The following is a 17,990-nucleotide window of genomic DNA, read 5'->3' as shown; positions in this document are numbered from 1 at the left end:
CGGCCGGATCGTGGGTGTTGGCGACCTTGCCGAGCGCCGTGGAGATCTCGGTGATCGCGGTCGCGTGGGGACGACGCTCGGCCTCGTAGCTGTCGAGCAGTGCGGCGTCGGCGAGCCCCCGCAGGACCAGGTCGAGCTTCCAGGCCAGCGTGATGCCGTCGCGCATGCCGGAGCACGCGCCCTGGCCCATGTACGGCGGGGTCGTGTGCGCGGCGTCGCCGGCGAGCAACACCCGGCCCTCGCGCCAACGCTCGGCGATCCGGCCCTGGAAGGTGTAGACGACCTGCCGCAGGATGCTCACGTCCTCGGGGCCGAGGCCATGGGTCTCGCCGAGCCACTTCCAGGCGAAGGCGGGGTCCTCGTAGGCCGTCTGGTCCTCGCCGGGCAGGACGGCGAGTTCGAACCTCTGCCGGCTGCGGCCGATCGGCATGAACATGTGCCCACGCTTCGGGTCGCAGAACTGCGTGGTCCGGGCGAACCGCTCCGGCAGGTCGCGGACCCGCTCGGTGTCGATGTTGAGCCAGCGGTCGTCGACGCCGTTGTCGCTGCGCTCGATGCCCAAGGCGGCGCGGACGAAGCTGTTGGCGCCGTCGGCCCCGACGACGTACGACGCGGTGATGGTCCGCTCCTCGTCGGCGTGCGCCCACTGGCCGGTGCGGGACTGGATCCACGGCCGGGCGGTCACCTCGACGCCTTCGTCGTGGTGGCGCAGACTGACCACGGACCAGCCCTGGTTGACCTCGACGTTGCCGGAGCCACGGGCACCGGCGTCGACGGCGTCCTCGATGTCGGGCTGGTACATCGAGATGTGCGCCGGGTGCCCGGCGGACGTGCCGCGCCAGTCCAGCTCGACCAGCAGCTCGCCCGCGCCGCTGAAGTAGCGGTAGTAGTCGAGCGGCAGGGCGTCGCGCAGGGCGTGGTCGAGGTCGCCGACCGACGCGATCACGCGCGCGGTCTCGCCGTCGATGTGGGTCAGGCGCGGCAGGCCGTAGAGACCGGGCCAGCGTTCGAAGACGACCACGCGGTGGCCGGCCTTCCCGAGGGCAGAGGCCAGCACCAGGCCGGCCGGTCCGTATCCGACGATCGCGACGTCGTAATCATTGCTCATGACGGCGACGCTAGGTCCGCCGGGACCGGGCGGCGATCCGCTTCGCGTCAGGATGATCCGCTGAGCGACACGAGTGTGCCGACGGTCACCCGGGCAGGCCGCGCAACGTCGTCGAGGGTGACTCGCCGTAGCGCTCGAGGTAGGCGCCGGAGAACCGAGGCACGTGCGTGAATCCCCATCGCAGGGCGACGTCGGCGACCGTCAGCCCGCCGCCGGGGACGGCGGCCCGCAGGTCGGCGTGGACCCGGGCGAGGCGAACCTGCTGGAGGTAGTGGCGCGGCGTGACTCCCACGTGCTCACGGAAGTGGCGCTGCAGCGAGCGCGCACTGACGCCGGCCTCCGCGGCGAGCCGCTCGACCGACAGCTCCTCCTCGGGGTGTGCCTCGATCAGGTCGACCACCCGCTTGACCGGGGTCGGCCGGTGGGCGCCGTCGCGCCGCTCGGCGAGCCGCTCGGTGTAGTTGTGGGGTTGGGCGAGCAACAGTCCGGTCATCAGGAAGCTGGCGAACGGGTTGGCCTCGTCGACGGCGGCCGCCAGGCCGAGCGGGTCCTCGAGGTCGTCGACCAGCAGCTGCACTGCGCGCGCCCACGACGCCGCGGCCGGTCCGCGCAGGTCCATCGCCATCCTGAACCGGATCGGCGCGACCACGGTCCGGCCCAGCATCTGTTCGAGGTGCCGCTCCAGCGCGTACCGCTCGAAGCGCACGTGCAGTTGGCGGTAGTCGCTGCTGAGCCGCATCGTCGCCTGCATCCGCGGGGAGATGATCCCGGCCGTGTGCGGGTCGACGACCACCTCGTCGTCACCGCAGGTGATCAGGTTGCGCCCGCCCCACGACAGGTTCACGTCGTAGTAGTCGACCTGCTCGGTCAGGGTCGCGCCGAGCTCGGCGCCGCGGTGCTCGCCGTACACGAGGGAGAGGGAGCCCAGCGGCGCGACCGCGACCGACGCGTGCTCGACGCGTCCCGCGTGGTCCAGCGGCACGAGCCGGTGGGGCGTGAGCGCCCGCGACACGGACGCGCGGAACTCGTCGAGGTCGTCCGCGTCGACCACCGAGAACCTCTCGAGGACCGGCCGCGTCGTCATCCCGTCATGCTAGTTAGTCGTCCGGGTCAGTGGAGGAAGGATCGCACCAGCTCGTGATAGCCGGGCGGCTCCAGCAGGAACGAGTCGTGTCCCCACGGGGAGGCGATCTCGGTGTGATCGACGGCGACACCGCGCTCGAGCAGCCGGTCGCGGATCCGCAGCGAATGGGCGGTCGGGAAGCGCCAGTCGGTGTCGAAGGAGATCAGCCGGAAGCGCGTCGACGGTACGACGTCCGGGTGGGCGCCGAAGGGGTCGAAGTAGTCCATCGGCCGGGTCAGGTGGAGATAGGACAGCGCGTCGAACCGGTCAAGGAAGCTCTCCCCCTGATGCTGCAGGTAGTGCTCGACCTCGAAGTCCGCGGCGAGCTGCTTGGCCGCCCCGGAGGTGTCGCGCCGGTGACCGAACTTGTCGGCCAGCGACTGCCCGGACACATAGGTGATGTGGGCCATCATCCGCGCGACCTTCAGGCCGTGGCGCGGCGCGACGCCGTGCTCGGCATACCGGCCGCCGTGGAAGTCGGGGTCCTCCAGGATGGCCGCGCGGGCGACGGCCGAGAAGGCGATGTTCTCCGTGGTCAGCCGGGAGCTGGCCGCCACCAGGACGGCGCGGTCGATGCGCTCCGGCTCCTGCAGCGCCCACTCGAGGACCTGCATGCCGCCCAGCGAGCCGCCGACCGCCCCGTGCAGTCGGTCGATGCCGAGGTGGTCGAGCAGGCGCCGGTGCGCGGTGACCAGGTCGGCCATGTCGAGCAGCGGGAAGTCCGGGCCGTAGGCCTGCCCGGTCGCCGGGTTCGGCGAGGAGGGACCCGTCGTGCCCGAGCAGCCGCCCAGCAGGTTGGCGCTCACCACGAAGAGCCGGTCGGTGTCGAGGGCCTTGCCGGGGCCGATCAGGTTGTCCCACCAGCCCGGGCGGTGGGCGCCTTCGTGCCACCCGGCGGCGTGCGCGTCGCCGGTGAGGGCGTGGGCGACGAACACCGCGTTGTCCCGCGCGGGCGACAGCGCGCCGTAGGTCTCGTAGGCGATCTCGACCGGCGCGATCCGGGCGCCGGACGCGAGCACGAGCGGGTCGTCGTCGGTGCCGACGACGACCCGCTCGGTCGAGACCAGGCCGACGGAGCCGAGGCTGTCGCTCACTTCGCGGCGGCGAGGGCCTGCTCGAGGTCGGCGATGATGTCCTCGACGTTCTCGATGCCGATCGAGAGCCGCACCATGTCCTCGGGCACGCCGGCCGCCTCGAGCTCCTCCGGGGTCAGCTGCGAGTGGGTCGTGGTGGCGTTGTGGATCGCCAGGGACTTGGCGTCGCCGATGTTGGCCAGGTGGCTGAACAGCTCGAGCGCCTCGACGAAGCGCTTGCCGCCGTCGCGGCCCGCCTTGACGCCGAAGCTGACCAGGCCGCCGTACCCCTTGCCCGTGAAGGTGCGGTCGGCGACCTCCTTGTAGGGGCTGTCCGCCAGACCGGGGTAGCTCACCCAGGAGACGGAGTCGTGGCCCTGGAGGTATTCGGCGACGGCCAGGGCGTTGGCGCTGTGGCGCTCCATGCGCAGGTGGAGGGTCTCCAGGCCCTGGAGGAAGAGCCAGGAGTTGAGCGGCGCGACCGCGGCGCCGGTGTTGCGCAGCAGCACGGTGCGCGCGCGGATGATGTAGGCGAGGTTGCCGACCGCCTCGGTCCACACGACGCCGTGGTAGGCGCCGTCGGGCTGGGTCAGGCCGGGGAACCGCTCGGAGTGCGCTGCCCAGTCGAAGTTGCCGGAGTCGACGATGATGCCGCCGATGGAGGTGCCGTGGCCGCCGATGTACTTCGTCGCGGCATGCACGGCCACGTCGGCGCCCTGGTCGAAGACCCGCGCGAGGTACGGCGTCGGCGCGGTGTTGTCGACGATGAGGGGCAGGCCCTGCGCGTGGGCGGCGTCGGCCCAGGCGCGGATGTCGACCACGTTGATCTTCGGGTTGCCGACGGTCTCGGCGAAGACCAGCTTCGTCCTCTCGTCGACGTGCTGGGCGAGTTCCTCGGGCTTCTCCGGGTCGACGAAGCGCACCTCGATGCCGAACTGCGGGAGCGTGTGCGCGAACAGGGCGTACGTGCCGCCGTACAGCGTCGAGAGGGCCACGATGTTGTCGCCGGCGTAGGTCAGGTTGAGCACGGCGTACGTCGTCGCGGCGGAGCCGGACGCGGTGGCGAGCGCGCCGACGCCGCCCTCGAGCTGGGTCATCCGGTCCTCGAACACCGACTGCGTCGGGTTCATGATCCGGGTGTAGATGTTGCCCGGCTCGGCGAGAGCGAACAGGTTGGCCGCGTGCTCGGTGTCGTTGAAGACGTACGACGTCGTCTGGTAGATCGGCACCGCCCTCGCGTTGGTCGCGGGGTCGGCCTGCTCCTGACCGGCGTGGACGGCGAGGGTCTCGGGACGGTAGGTCATGGGTGCTCCTGTCGCTGGCCCCGCACGGCTTTGGGGGATGTCTCACCAAGACTAAAGTCAAGTGATTCGGTAGACAATGCTCGTCCCACAGGTCAGGCACGAGCGGGCACCGGGCGGGTAGCGTCCGCGACGTGAGGAGACCCCGCACCCGCAGCCTCGTCGTGGAGTGCCGCACCGACGACGACATCGCCCTCGAGGCGGACGCCGGAGCCGCCGCCGGCGCCGGCGTCGCCGGCCTCGACATCACCCGCACCCGGCTCTACACGCCCGACGAGCTCTACGACGCTCCGCGCTACGCCGACTCCCTCGACGCCCGGGCCTATCACTGGACGCTGGGCACCTCCGGCCCCGCGGAGGCCCTGGCCGAGGTGCTGCACGACCAGGCCGTCGACACCGCGCTCGGGGAGTGGGTCGCGGGGCAGGGGAAGGTCGGCCTGGTCGGCGTGATGGGCGGACATGCGGCGGGCCGCGGCACGGTGGCGTACGACGACGCGGCGCACCTCGGCGCTCTCCTCGGCCGCGCCCACGTCGTCGCGACCGGCGGCGGACCCGGCGCGATGGAGGCCGCCAACCTCGGTGGCCGGATGGCGGCCGCTCCGCCCGAGACGCTCGCCGAGGCGCTGCGTCGCCTGGCCGCCGTACCTTCCTTCCAGCCCTCCGTCGACGACTGGGTGGCCGCCGCCCGCGATGCGCTGTCCCTCGTCCCCGACCCCAGCCCCTCGCTCGGCGTACCGACCTGGCACTACGGACACGAGCCGCCCAACCTGTTCGCCACCGCCATCGCGAAGTACTTCCGCAACGCCCTGCGCGAGGCGATCCTGCTGCTGGTGTGCGACGCCGGCATCGTCTTCCTGCCCGGCGCCGGCGGCACGGTGCAGGAGATCTTCCAGGACGCCTGCGAGAACTATTACGCCGACGAGGACGCGGTCGCCCCGATGGTGCTGGTCGGGCGCCGCTACTGGACCGAGGAGCTCCCGGCCTGGCCGCTGTTGCGCGCGCTGTCCCGCGGCCGGGCGATGGAGCGCCACGTGCACCTCGTCGACAGCGTCGAGGAGGCTGCCGGTCTCTTCGACCCCCGGACGTGACCTGGCTCACCCGGGCGTCGTTGGGGCGATGTGGAGATCTCTCGTCGAAACCTGATCCGCAACGCCGTCGCCGCCGGAGGCCTCGCCGCCGCGGCCACCGCGCTCCCCGGTGTGCTGCGCTCCGCCGCGAGCGCCGACGCCGCGCCGAGCACCACTCTGGGCGCGACCTTCGCCACCGGACCGGCCGGCGCCGGCGGCTACCGGTCGGTGATCAGGGCCTCCGGCGAGCCGCACCGCGCCCGCACGGGTCTCGGCATCCTCGGCGACGCCGGGCGCGCCGCGCGCCGTCAGGGCCTGATCTCCTTCGTCCAGCTCAGTGACATCCACATCGTCGACGCCCAGTCCCCGCTGCGCCTGGAGTGGACCGACCGCCTCGACGACCCGAGCCCGCTGCCCGCGACCGGACTGTTCACCTCGTCGTACCGGCCCCAGGAGATGCTCACCGGCCAGGTCGCCGACTCGATGGTGCGCGCGATCAACCGGATCGGGAGCGGGCCGGTCACCGGACAGCCGTTCGCGCTCGCGATCCAGACCGGCGACAACTCCGACAACTCCCAGCTCAACGAGGTCCGCTGGAACATCACCACCCTCAACGGCGGGCCGGTCCGCTTCGACTCCGGCAACCTCGGCTCCTGGGAGGGCGTGGCCGACAGCAGCGTCGCGACCTACGACCCGGCGTACTGGCACCCGCACGGCAACCCCGCCGGCAAGCCGGTCGACCACCCTCGCTCGGAGTACGGCTTCCCCGTCGTCCCCGGGCTCCTCGACGCCGCCCGCCGGCCGTTCACCGCCGAGGGCCTGCAGATCCCGTGGTACTCCGTCTTCGGCAACCACGACGGCCTCGCGCAGGGCAACTTCCCCGCCTCGACGCTGCAGCTCAACCTGATCGCGCTCGGCGCGCTCAAGGTCGTCTCGCCGCCCTTGGGCCTCGATCCCGGCCAGCTCCTCGAGGACCTCACCACCGACCCGGCCGCGGTGCTCACCGGACTGCTCAGCGGCGTCTCCAACGCCGGCGTGCGCGTGGTGACCCCCGACCTCAACCGACGCCTCCTCACCCGCAAGCAGATCGTCGAGCAGCACTTCCTCCTCGGCGGCGCCCCCTTCGGCCACGGCTTCACGAGCACCAACCGACAGCAGGGCACGGCCTACTACTCCTTCGACCGCGGCCGCGTCCGCTTCGTCGTACTCGACACCGTCAACCCCAACGGCTACTCCGACGGCTCGCTCGACCCGACCCAGTTCGCCTGGCTCACGGCGCTGCTCGCCCAGTCCGCGGACCGGATCGTGCTCGTCTTCAGCCACCACACCTCCGACACCATGGGCAACCCGCTCATCGCGACCGGCGGCTCGCTGGAGCCCCGGGTCACCGGCGCCAAGGTCCTCGACGCCCTCCTCGCGACGCCCTCGGTGGTGGCGTGGATCAACGGGCACACGCACCGCAACAAGGTCACCCCGCGGCCGCGGCCCGGCGGCGGTGGACTGTGGGAGATCACCACCGCCTCCCACATCGACTGGCCGCAGCAGGCCCGCATCGTCGAGGTCGCCGACAACCAGGACGGCACGCTGTCCCTGTTCACCACCATGGTCGACCACACCGGACCGGCCTCCGCCGGCGCGGGCACCGAGAGCGCCGAGCGACTGGCCGGTCTCGCGCGCGAGCTCGCCGCCAACGACTGGCACGACCACGGCGCCGGCCTCGGCACTCCCGAGGACCGCAACGTCGAGCTGCTGGTGGCGAACCCGCTCGCTTGACCGGGCGTCCGGGCTGGCCTCGCGGGCTACTCCGCGGCAGCCAACTGGCCGCAGGCGGCGTCGATCTCGCTGCCCCGCGTGTCGCGCATCGTCGTCGCGATGCCCTTGGCCTCGAGACGGCGGACGAACTCGTCCATGTCCTCCTCGCGCGACCGGGTGAACTGCGAGCCCGGGACCTCGTTCAGCGGGATGAGGTTGAGTTGGCGATAACCCATGGTGCACAACGCAGAGACGTCAGCAGGAGCGCGTCGACGCGCAGGCACGTGGTTAATCGCGGACGGCACGTGAGCCACGTTAGACCGTCAGCTACGTCAAGGTCGCAGCAAGCAACGCCGTCCTGCTCGTCACCGCGCCGCCGTGAACCAAACTCGTTCGCAAGCACACCCGCTCATGACTGATGATTGTTCGGTGTCAGACCTGCCCGCACGCCAACTGCTGCTGTACGACGCAGCAACGCGCTGGAACGCGCCGCCCATGTGGCGTGGCCCTGAAGAGGTCATCGAGGCTGCCTGTAACTGTCTCGTCGACGGCATCGACAGCCCTAGTCTTCGACTGCTCGCTGGCGCCTCGCCGAAGGACCCCGCACAGGAGATCGAAGGCCTGGTACGGGCGACACTGCAGGAGCTTGGACTCCCTGAGCCTGGGACGATGCCGCGCACCAAGGTCATAGGTAGCGACGGCATGGTTCTCACACGCCTCTCACGCGACACGGTTCGATTCGAGGTGCGAAGCACGGAACCCGAACTGACTGGGCACGAGGTGCTCGTATACGTCAACGACGTAGAGATGACACGCCTCGGCGCTGGCATGGGCATGGATCCCTTTGATCTCCTCATCCCCGAGAACCAACTCATCGCGACGACCACACCCCATCAGGTAGGCATCGCACGTTGCGAATGTGGCGAGTACGGATGCGGCTCGACCGATGTCGTCATCGTTCGCGACGAGAACGCCGTCCACTGGGACTGGGAGTTCGAAGCACCCATCCGCGGCGGCGTGTCCTTCAAGGCAGATGAATACGACGCGGAGGTCGAACGCCTCGGTGCCGACCGATCATGGGAACGACCCGAGGACACCACCGCACGCCTGATCCTGACCGGAGCAGATCGCGAGCACCTGGACTCCATGGGCATGCGGCTCGACTGGGTTGCCAAGGATCACGAGAACCACGACTTCCTCAAGGTTGCCCTCTACCTCGGAGACTCCGACTGGAACTCAGAGAAGCCCGGCTATCAGGTGTTTCTCCGCTTGCCGCGCAAGGGACGCACGCCTCAGGAGGTTGCGACCGAAGCCCTTGGGCTCCTCGCCAATGACCCACGCAACTGGTCCGCTGGCTGGCACGAGACCAAGCGCGGCACCGCTGTCCCGCCCAGCCTCGCTGGACGCAAGTGGCGCCAGGAGAGCATCGGGCTTGCTGTACCCGAACCCAAGAGGCCTGCCCGCGGCTTCTGGCGTCGCAGGAGGTAGCAGCATGGACACAAACGAAAGCGCTTAAGCGGCTTCCCGTGGCCAATTGAGCACGGCGACTGGGCTACGACTTATCGAGAGCGCCGCTCACGCAGCCTTCGTTGCCGCGTCGATGATGCTGGCCAACGCCTTCGGCGTCATGGTGTCCACGGAGAACGCCTTCGCCTTTGCGACCACTTCCTTGTCCTGCGTGACGATCACCCAGTTATCCGAGAAGAGGTCCTCACTGCTGAGCACGACGGCCAGGGCAACGAGGATCGGATCGGCAGTGCCCTTGTAGTTGTAGAGATCGATGAACTTCGTATGGCCCACGGGCACGGTCTTCATGACGTCTGAGAGCTGCGCGAGCATCGCGGGTGTCATCTCGATGGTCAGAGGCTCGAGCAACTTGGCGTGCTTCGCGCGCCGTGACTCATGAGCGACCTCAGCGGGCACGCGACAGTGCTCGCGGAAGAAGGGGGACTTCTTCCTGTCTCCAAGAGGGCCGAGCGCGTTGTTGTCGATGAGGTACATGGGCATGGCTACAGCCCCGCCCTGTAGTCGCTGATCGCACGGTCACTGCGGTAGGCGTTGGAGAACATGACACGGCAGAAGTCGCCCGTCTTGATCGTGCCCGAGTCGTAGAGGGCGAGCATGCGCCGCGAGCACTCATGCCCGTTGAACTTCCTGAGGGCGTTCATGGGAAGCATCCTGTTGCGGGGCGTCTTCTCGATCTTGTCGAAGGCATCCTTAAGAGCCGCGAGGTGCTCCTCGGCCTCGTCGCGGGTCAGGAGCTTGAGGCGCTGGGCGCGCATCACTACAGCGCTGGGAGTCACCTGGAAGACGTTCGATGCCGCAGTGATGGCCTCGAGGTCGCTCAGGTCCGCGCGACGGAAGTCTGATTCGGGCATGAGAATCTCTGCCGCCAGCTCGTACTCCCGCTTTGACTTCTCCTCGGCGGTGTGGCCGTTGTAGGTGACCGTGGCAAACCGTCCACGGGCAACAAGCACCGCCATCAGCATGAGGGTGAAGATGCGCCGACCAGTGGGCTCGAAGGCCTCCCCCTCGTCGCCGCTGGCGATGAAGATGAAGGGAAGCTTGGCGTCCTTCACCGTCATGCCGCTAAAGATCTTGCCCTTGGGCAACCGCTGCGGCATGAGGTCCTGCACGCTCTGCGCCACGAGGATGTTCTGAGCCTCAAGCCTGTCCACCAGGAGGCCGAGCGCATCGCCCTTGTTCTTGGCGCCACGTAGTTCGGTCGCCCCAAGCTGCAGGGCCTCCCTCAACCTGGCCGCATCCTCGGCGATGGGCGCCTTAGACTTCTTGAGCATGCCGACGATGGGGTTGCGGTCGAGCGTCTTGTCCTTCTTCATCCAATCCTGCTTGAACTGGATGTTCTTGACGATGAGCTCCACTTGGGCCAGATCGACGTGGTGCCGCGAGTTCATGGAGAACTCACGCTTGGCACTGAAGCCCTCCAGCAGCCGCTTCTGCTTGATGCGCAACTGCTCGTCCACCACATCGCGGGGCGCGAAGAACAGGGGGTAGGGAATCTCCGCCATGCGGGCGTGCTTCACCAAGTCCCTGAAGGAGATGGAGCCGTTATCCATCGCCTTCGTGATCGGCGCATAGCTACGGACGACCGACTGCTCAAAGAGCGCTTCGAACACTCCGCGATCGATCGGAGTCGGGACGCGGTCGAGCATCACGTTTATGGACATTCACGTCACCGCCTCCCTTTTGTCGATGGCATCACTCAAATGCTGCGCCCACAGTGGCGCTCCCCCAGCACGACACGCCGAACAAGCATTGCTCATGCCCGACCTCCGCATGCTCAGTTTCGGTTAGACCCGAACCTCCGCGTGAGCATCCACCGCTGGTGGTGCGCCTCCGCAGCGTCCACTTCGCCGTCACTGAGGTTGTGCGGAGCTTCGCCGCGTCACTCCGCGTCACTCCGCGTCAGGGTGAGTTTGGCGGACTACCGGCGCTGGCGAAGAGCGTTCTTCTTGACCCCAAGCTTCAGCGCCGCCCACGCTCGCAGCAACTCCACACCGTTTCGATAATCCTCAAGCTTCTTGGCCGGCGGGATCATGGCTCGGTTGGCGTGCTTCACCGAGTTGTAGGAGTCAGCGAAGTCCTTGGCGAAGGTCGCATTAGTGAAGCTAATCGCCCCCGCTACTTCCCCGAGCAGGAACTCAATGCGCTTCTCAACGGTGGTCCCGTTCGCCGCGCCCGGCGACTTCCCAGAGTCGATGAGTGCGTGGTAGCCGATTGCTTCCATGGCGATTCCCAGCTGCATCACGTGAGCGTCGATGGTTGCGCCTTCAAGGTCGAGGAGCCGGATCAGCGGGTCGATCCCACGGTGGTAAGCCTTGGCGAGCTTGAGCCACCTGTTCAGGCCCGTCTTGCCGATGTCGGCATAGGTGAACAGGAAACGATCACTGACCTTCCACGAGGGCTCCGACCTGGACGTAGCGATGGTCCGAACCTCCCGCCATGTCTGTAGGTCCTTGCCGTCCACCGGCACGGTCTCCTTGGTGCAGGCGGCCTGATGCGAGACGAAATTGATGGGCTGCCATGCGGCCACTCGGAGGAGGTCTCGCACCCCGAAGTGAGGGGTCAGGTGATCGCCCCACTCCCTGTTCGCCTTCGTGAAGGTTTCGAGGAACACCTTGCTTCGGTAGGTCACCTCGGGCGATCGCTGCCCGGAGGTGACCGCGTGAGCAACTGCCTTGAGGTTGAGACCCGGCCCAAGAGGCATGTCCTCAACGGGTGATGCCGTTGTGCTGAGTTCTCGTGCACTTCCATCCTTGGGCCACTTCACGAAGGACTTGACCGCTGAATAGCCGAGCCACTGTCCCAGCCCGTCGATCTCCGACCGCAAGCCGTTGAGTTTCACGTAGTGCGCCGCTGCTCGCGCGCCCTCGACGGCGAACGTGGCGTTGATGACTCCGACCCCGGCATCTGGCGAGACGCCGCCGAACTTCTGCTGAGCTGAGCCACTCCTGCATCCAATGAGACCCACCGGCCCCTTGTTGTCGAAGTAGTCCAACTCGTCGGGTGGGGTGTAGCTGTACTTCGTTCGATCGGGGTCGTCCGCATACATGGTCCCGTGGCCCCACCAGCGCCCCCGGATGTCCTCGTTCACGAGGAAGGGAACCTTCAGGCGCACCCCGAGGTCATCGTGCTCATAGAGAGCGGTCATCAATTCCGTGTTGGGGTCACCGTCGATGAGGAAGCCGATGCGCGTCATGATGTCGTCACTGCTTCACTATCGCAGCCGACCGTCGTTGCCACGCTGCGATTACTCGGGGTCGTACTGGTTGTGCCAGAAGGAAGTCGACTGTCGCGGGAGCCCGGCTGCCTGATTGACGCGGTCGTCGTACCGGTAGTCGTACTCCCACGGGACGACCCTTCCGATTCGCGAGGCAACGGTGCCGAAGTCCGGGCCCGGGCTGTAGGCCGGAGCCAGACGACTGAGCGCGGCTTCAAGATCACTCTTCGACCAAGCCTTCATCAACCAGACGCCGGTGAGCGGTAGCACGTTGCCGCCAGGCAGAACGTCCTCCGCGAAGCGCGGCTCACCCCAACGCTCGCTGGATTAGAGCTCGGCAAGCATTGAGGGCGATGCACAGACGAGGTTGAAGCTGTCTACCTTGTCCTCACCGACCTCACCGATGAACACCTCGACATTGACAACGAAGTGGTCACTGCCGTGGGCAGGTTCGTCGTGCCAGACATTGATCGCCTTGACCTCACCTGAACTCCACCGGACATGTTGAGACCCTGTGTGCGGCGGGGCGGCGCTGCCACTCAGATACAGCACTCATGGTTCACGACGGAGTGGGTTCATGAGTCTGGATCCGATCCACGAGGTCGGGGTGACCTCGATCGCGCAAGTAGTCGCTGAGGTACTGGCCATGGCTCTTGAGCACGGACCTGCTGACGTAGCCTTCAAGAACCGACCGGGCTTCTTGCTGACGCCCGAGGGCAATGAGCATGTCGGCAATGTCCAGACCTCCGGCGGGTGACATGCCGATACCTACCGCTCCATACCTATGAAACTCATCAAGCACCGCGTCGTGGCTGGCAAATCGCGCCAGCCACGGGAAGCCAAACTCCTCCAGGCTCCTCTGGGTGTGCTCGACGCTCTCCGGGTCATCAATCGGCAGCCACATGTCGTGCTGCGCGCCCTCAAGCTGTCCGGCCGTCCGGCGCAGATGGCAGTTGTAGTCGTTGATCCAATCGGACCGCGGTGACCCACCGCGTTTGATTTCGGGCACGTACACACCAAAGTCCAGGCGGAAGGTCCCGTAGCGGCGCTCACGCAGACCCGACACCTCTGTCCAAGCAGCAGGCTCCTTCGGGTGCTGCCAGAAGTTGGCGACGTGGACCAGGCCACTGTCCATTGTCCGATTGAAGCAGTGCCTGCGCTTCCTGAAGCCCTGCTGCTTCATCAGAGGGGCGAAGGTAGCCACGATGGCAGCCATCTGCTCCGATTCCGCGGTCGCCATGGGACGAGTCTTGCCTAGTCCCTACTCAGATGCGGCGAGCTGCCCGCAGGCGGCGTCGATCTCGCTGCCACGGGTGTCGCGCATCGTCGTCGCGATGCCCTTGGCCTCGAGGCGGCGGACGCCCTCGTCCATGTCCGCCTCGCGCGACCGGGTGAACTGCGAGCCCGGGACCTCGTTGAGCGGGATCGGGTTGATGTGGACCCAGCCGGTGCCGCGGCCGTCGGCGGACAGCACGTCGGCGAGCAGGTCGGCCCGCCAGCCCTGGTCGTTGATGTCGCGCATCAGGGCGTACTCGATGGAGACCCGCCGTCCGGTCTTGGCGAAGTACTCGTACGCCGCGTCCACGGTCTCGGCCACGGAGAAGCGCGTGTTGATCGGCACCAGGTCGTTGCGCAGCTCGTCGTCGGGCGCGTGCAGGGACAGCGCGAGCGTGACGGGGATGCCCTCGCCGGCGAGTTGCCTGATCCGCGGCACCAGACCGACGGTCGAGACCGTCACGTGGCGCGCCGACAGGCCGAGCCCGGACGGCGCCGGCTCGGTCAGGCGGCGTACGGCGCCCACGGTGGCCTTGTAGTTGGCCAGCGGCTCGCCCATGCCCATGAAGACGACGTTCGAGAGCCGACCCGGTCCGCCCGCGACGTCGCCGTTGGCCATGGCGCGGGCCCCGACGACGACCTGGTGCACGATCTCGGCGGTCGACATGTTGCGCTGCAGGCCGCCCTGGCCGGTCGCGCAGAACGGGCAGGCCATCCCGCAGCCGGCCTGGCTGGAGATGCAGATCGTGGCGCGGTCCGTGTAGCGCATCAGCACCGACTCGACGAGCGAGCCGTCGAAGAGCTTCCACAGCGTCTTGACCGTCTTGCCCTTGTCGGCGCTCTGCTGGCGGATCGGGTCCATCAGGTCCGGCAGGAGGGCGCCGACCAGGTCGGCGCGCTGGGCCGCCGGCAGGTCGGTCATCTCGGCGGGGTCGTGGACCAGCCGGCCGAAGTAGTGCATGCCGAGCTGCTTGGCCCGGAAGCCGGGCAGGCCCATCTCGACGAGCAGGTCCTTGCGCTCGGCCTCGGTGAGGTCCGCGAGGTGCCGGGGTGGCTTCTTGCGCCCCCGGGGCTCGGCGAAGACGAGGGGAAGCGGGCGCGGCTGCGCGGCGGGCTGCTCGGACATGTCCCACCGATTCTCCCACCCGCGGGCGCGCGGTCCCAATCCCGCGCGGACCCCGGAAGAGGGCTCAGGAGTCCTTGCTGAGCAGGAACCAGACGACGGCCGCGGCGACGACGAGGACGACGAGCACGGTCGAGACCATCCCGAGCAGCATGTAGCGGCCGAACCGGCGGGTGTGGTGCGGCACCAGCAGCCCGATCGGCACCACGAACATCAGCAGCACGAACGGGAACAGCTCCTCGACGCGCTTGTAGCCCGCGAGCCACTTGATGATGGCGGCGTACAGCCCGGGCACGACGATGATGGCCAGCATGCCGGTGAAGAAGCCGGCGAGCGGGAAGAAGATCGGGTGTCCGCGGTGGAACCAGTCGGGACGACGGGACCGGTCCTCCGGTGCGTCCACCTCGCCGCCCACGCGGTCCTCGCCTGCCTCACTCATGTCCGGGCGATCGTAGCGGCCACAGCCCGCGGAACGACATCCGGCGCGATCGCCCGCGCACCGGGTCCCGCGCGCGTCGTACTGGCCCGCGGCCCCGCCGACCTGTGACAGTAGGCCGGTGACCGACCCGCACCCCTCGCTGACCTACAGCAGCTATCTCGCCCTCGACGACGTCCTCGCCGCGCAGCACCCCCGCTCGGACGAGCACGACGAGCTCCTCTTCATCGTGATCCACCAGGTCTACGAGCTGTGGTTCAAGCAGATGCTGCACGAGCTGAGCGGCCTGCAGCAGCGGCTCGAGGCCGGCGACGGCCCGCGCGCGCTGCACACCCTCGGCCGGGTGCTCACCATCCTCAAGGTCAACGTCGCGCAGGTCGACGTGCTGGAGACGATGACCCCCCGCCAGTTCACCAGCTTCCGCGGCCGCCTCGACGCCTCCAGCGGCTTCCAGTCCGCCCAGTTCCGCGAGCTCGAGGCCACCCTCGGCCGCCGCGACTCGCGAGTGTTCGAGCACTACCCCGAGGGCAGCAGCGGCCGGGTCCGGATCGCGGCCGCCATGTCGCGGCCGTCCGTGTTCGACTCGTTCCTGCGCTACCTCGTCACCCAGGGGTACGACGTCCCGGCCGCCGCCCTCGAACGCGATCTCACCTCGCCGTGGGAGCCCTCCCCCGATGTGCAGCGGCTGCTGCTGGCGGCGTACGCCGACGACGGCGGTGCCGCCCAGGTCGCCGAGCGCCTGGTCGACCTCGACGAGGGACTCCAGGAGTGGCGCTACCGGCACGTGAAGATGGTCGAGCGCACCATCGGCGCGAAGCCCGGCACGGGCGGATCCTCCGGCGCGAGCTATCTGTGGAGCACCGTCACCCGCGCCCTCTTCCCGGATCTGTGGGCGATCCGGAGCGAGATGTGAGCCGGGCCGGAGACCTCGCGCGGCACTACAGCCGCTTCCGGGTCGCCGACCGCCTGCTGCTGACCGGGCACTCGCACCAGGCCTGGCCCGATGTCGCCCGCGACGCGATCCTCGAGGCCTACGACGACGCCGCCCTGGCCGTCGACGAGAAGTGGGGCCGGGCCCAGCAGCGGGCCGAGCGGCTCCGCGACGGGGTTCGCGCCCTGCTCGGCGACCCGGGTGCGGCCGTCGCACTCGGCGCGAACACCCACGAGCTGGTCGTGCGCTTCCTGTCCGCGCTCGACCTGCGGACCCGGCCGCGCCTGGTCACGACCGACGGCGAGTTCCACTCGGCGCGCCGCCAGCTCGATCGGCTCGCCGAGACCGGTCTCGAGGTCGTGAAGGTGCCTGCCCGGCCGGTCGCCACCCTGGCGGAGCGCTTGGCGGCCGCCGTCGACGACCGGACCGCCGCTGTCGTGGTCTCCTCGGTGCTCTTCGAGACCTCGCAGCTGGTGCCGGGCCTCGACGGCGTCGCCGCCGCCTGTGCCCGGACCGGCACCGAGCTCCTCGTCGACGCCTACCACCAGCTCGGCGTCGTCCCGCTCTCGGTGCACGAGGCGGGCCTGACCGACGCCTGGGTCGTCGGCGGAGGGTACAAGTACCTTCAGCTCGGCGAGGGCAACTGCTTCCTGCGCCTCCCCCCGCACGCCGACGGGCTGCGGCCCGTGATCACCGGGTGGTACGCCGAGTTCGGCGACCTCAGCGGCTCCGCGGCCGGCACGGTCGCCTACGCCCGGGGCAGCGACCGGTTCGCCGGGTCGACCTACGACCCGACCAGCCACTACCGCGCCGCCCGGGTCCTCGACTTCTTCGCCGAGCAGGGCCTGACTCCCCCGAGACTGCGGGAGATCTCCCTGCACCAGCGCGGTCTGCTCGCCGACGCCTTCGACGACCTCGACCTGCCCGCGGAGCTCGTCACCCGCGACCGCGAGACGCCTGCCGACGGCTTCGGCGGCTTCCTCACCCTGTTCACGGCGCAGGCCGCGCGACTGCAGGCCGCGCTCGCCGAGTGCGGGGTGCTGACCGACAGCCGCGGCCCGCACCTGCGGTTCGGGCCGGCGCCGTACCTCACCGACGAGCAGCTCACCGAGGCGATGGGCATGCTCGGCGAGGTCGCCGCGGGCACCAGGTGAGCCGGGTGGATCAGGTGAAGATGCCGTAGTGCAGCAGCAGCCAGATCGGCGCGATCGTGGCGAGCAGCGAGTCGAGGCGGTCCATCAGCCCACCGTGGCCGGGGATGACCTGGCTCATGTCCTTGATGCCCAGGTCGCGCTTCATCACCGACTCGCACAGGTCGCCGAGGGTGGCCATCACGACCGCGATCAGGCCGAGCGCCACACCGATCCACCAGTCGCCGTCGAGCAGCCACACGACCAGCGCGACGCCGGCGCCGACGGTCGCCAGGGCCGACCCGGCGAAGCCCTCCCAGGACTTCTTGGGCGAGATGACCGGGGCCATCGGGTGCTTGCCGAAGAGCACGCCCGCGACGTACCCGCCGATGTCGGAGGCGATGGTGACCAGGATGAAGGTGATGATCCCCTTCACGCCCGGGTCGTCGAGACCTCCGCCGCCACGCCCGCCCTCGGCCAGCATCAACGCGACGAACGAGCCCAGGAACGGGACGTAGACCAGCGCGAAGACCGAGGCGGTGGCGTTCTTGACGTAGCCGTCGATGCCGCGGCGCAGCAGCCACAGCATGATCACCAGCGCGCTGACCGCTGTCGCCGTCACCAGCGCCGCCGAGCCCCAGAGATAGGCGACGACGACCATGGTCACGCCGCCGGCCATCAGCGGCTGCTCGGGCAGGTCGATGTCCTTGGCGAGCAGGCCCTTGCGCAGCTCCCACACCGCCACGACGACGGCGATCGCCACGATCACCATGAACGCGGGCTTCCAGAACAGCAGGGAGGCGGCGATCGCGCTGAGGAGCACGACCGCCGAGCCCACCGCCGCCTTCAGGTCCCGGCCGGCCCGGCCGTGGTCCTTCTTCGGGGCAGCGCCGTTCGAGGACGGCGTCGACGTCGAGGACATGGAGAGTG

At 68.8% G+C, this 17,990-nt stretch carries 17 protein-coding genes; 5 read left to right on the top strand and 12 right to left on the bottom strand.

Annotated elements, in window-relative coordinates; all coding sequences use genetic code 11:
- The 4 genes from FHP29_RS09015 to FHP29_RS09000 all read right to left on the bottom strand — a co-directional run.
- On the bottom strand, positions 1-1,108 hold a 1,108-nt coding region (locus tag FHP29_RS09015; RefSeq protein WP_205013976.1), incomplete at its 3' end, for a bifunctional 3-(3-hydroxy-phenyl)propionate/3-hydroxycinnamic acid hydroxylase.
- A gap of 85 nt (positions 1,109-1,193) precedes the next feature.
- Positions 1,194-2,192, bottom strand: a complete 999-nt coding sequence (locus tag FHP29_RS09010; protein ID WP_139622537.1) for an AraC family transcriptional regulator — start codon at positions 2,190-2,192, stop codon at positions 1,194-1,196.
- A 26-nt stretch (positions 2,193-2,218) separates the two neighbouring features.
- Positions 2,219-3,325, bottom strand: a complete 1,107-nt coding sequence (gene metX / locus FHP29_RS09005) for a homoserine O-acetyltransferase MetX (protein ID WP_139622536.1) — start codon at positions 3,323-3,325, stop codon at positions 2,219-2,221.
- Entirely contained in the window at positions 3,322-4,608 is a 1,287-nt protein-coding gene (locus FHP29_RS09000) for an O-acetylhomoserine aminocarboxypropyltransferase/cysteine synthase family protein (protein ID WP_139622535.1), read from the bottom strand. Before FHP29_RS09000 ends, metX begins: the two co-directional genes overlap by 4 nt.
- A gap of 131 nt (positions 4,609-4,739) precedes the next feature.
- On the opposite strand from FHP29_RS09000, the gene FHP29_RS08995 reads away from it, so the two are divergent.
- Positions 4,740-5,693, top strand: coding sequence for an LOG family protein (locus tag FHP29_RS08995; protein WP_139622534.1), 954 nt, complete (start codon positions 4,740-4,742; stop codon positions 5,691-5,693).
- Between the two features lie 30 nt (positions 5,694-5,723).
- A complete protein-coding gene (locus FHP29_RS08990; RefSeq protein WP_139622533.1) occupies positions 5,724-7,445 on the top strand; it encodes a TIGR03767 family metallophosphoesterase in 1,722 nt (573 codons plus the stop codon).
- Between the two features lie 26 nt (positions 7,446-7,471).
- On the opposite strand, the gene FHP29_RS08985 is transcribed toward FHP29_RS08990, so the two are convergent.
- Complete coding sequence (locus FHP29_RS08985; protein ID WP_205013974.1) at positions 7,472-7,660, bottom strand: hypothetical protein; 189 nt, start codon at positions 7,658-7,660, stop codon at positions 7,472-7,474.
- Between the two features lie 193 nt (positions 7,661-7,853).
- Between FHP29_RS08985 and FHP29_RS08980 the strand changes: the two genes are divergently transcribed.
- Positions 7,854-8,912, top strand: coding sequence for a hypothetical protein (locus FHP29_RS08980; RefSeq protein WP_139622532.1), 1,059 nt, complete (start codon positions 7,854-7,856; stop codon positions 8,910-8,912).
- Positions 8,913-8,999: 87 nt separating this feature from the next.
- Here FHP29_RS08980 and FHP29_RS08975 read toward each other — a convergent pair whose 3' ends face one another.
- From FHP29_RS08975 to FHP29_RS08950, 6 genes are all read right to left on the bottom strand, one after another.
- Complete coding sequence (locus FHP29_RS08975; RefSeq protein WP_139622531.1) at positions 9,000-9,431, bottom strand: hypothetical protein; 432 nt, start codon at positions 9,429-9,431, stop codon at positions 9,000-9,002.
- Between the two features lie 2 nt (positions 9,432-9,433).
- On the bottom strand, positions 9,434-10,612 hold the full coding sequence (locus FHP29_RS08970; RefSeq protein ID WP_139622530.1) for an ImmA/IrrE family metallo-endopeptidase: 1,179 nt from the start codon (positions 10,610-10,612) through the stop codon (positions 9,434-9,436).
- Positions 10,613-10,869: 257 nt separating this feature from the next.
- A complete protein-coding gene (locus tag FHP29_RS08965; protein ID WP_139622529.1) occupies positions 10,870-12,144 on the bottom strand; it encodes an ApeA N-terminal domain 1-containing protein in 1,275 nt (424 codons plus the stop codon).
- A 580-nt stretch (positions 12,145-12,724) separates the two neighbouring features.
- Positions 12,725-13,405 (bottom strand): DUF4304 domain-containing protein, encoded by a 681-nt coding sequence (locus tag FHP29_RS08960; RefSeq protein ID WP_139622528.1) that lies wholly within the window; start codon positions 13,403-13,405, stop codon positions 12,725-12,727.
- 21 nt (positions 13,406-13,426) lie between these two features.
- Positions 13,427-14,566 (bottom strand): dual-specificity RNA methyltransferase RlmN, encoded by a 1,140-nt coding sequence (gene rlmN / locus FHP29_RS08955; protein WP_139622527.1) that lies wholly within the window; start codon positions 14,564-14,566, stop codon positions 13,427-13,429.
- A 64-nt stretch (positions 14,567-14,630) separates the two neighbouring features.
- Positions 14,631-15,002, bottom strand: coding sequence for a hypothetical protein (locus FHP29_RS08950; protein WP_139622526.1), 372 nt, complete (start codon positions 15,000-15,002; stop codon positions 14,631-14,633).
- 118 nt (positions 15,003-15,120) lie between these two features.
- Between FHP29_RS08950 and FHP29_RS08945 the strand changes: the two genes are divergently transcribed.
- Together FHP29_RS08945 and FHP29_RS08940 are read left to right on the top strand one after the other, a co-directional pair.
- A complete protein-coding gene (locus FHP29_RS08945) occupies positions 15,121-15,912 on the top strand; it encodes a tryptophan 2,3-dioxygenase (protein WP_205013972.1) in 792 nt (263 codons plus the stop codon).
- A complete protein-coding gene (locus FHP29_RS08940; protein ID WP_139622525.1) occupies positions 15,909-17,084 on the top strand; it encodes an aminotransferase class V-fold PLP-dependent enzyme in 1,176 nt (391 codons plus the stop codon). Before FHP29_RS08945 ends, FHP29_RS08940 begins: the two co-directional genes overlap by 4 nt.
- Positions 17,085-17,094: 10 nt before the next feature.
- Here the strand turns inward: FHP29_RS08940 and FHP29_RS08935 are convergent, their stop codons facing one another.
- Entirely contained in the window at positions 17,095-17,982 is an 888-nt protein-coding gene (locus FHP29_RS08935) for a phosphatidate cytidylyltransferase (RefSeq protein WP_139622524.1), read from the bottom strand.
- Positions 17,983-17,990 lie beyond the last annotated feature (8 nt).

Origin of the sequence: Nocardioides albidus (assembly GCF_006335005.1) — a bacterium.
Taxonomy (GTDB): Bacteria; Actinomycetota; Actinomycetes; order Propionibacteriales; family Nocardioidaceae; genus Nocardioides; species Nocardioides albidus.
Note: the sequence above shows the minus strand (reverse complement) of the source record. Positions and strands in the feature narration are given on the sequence as shown.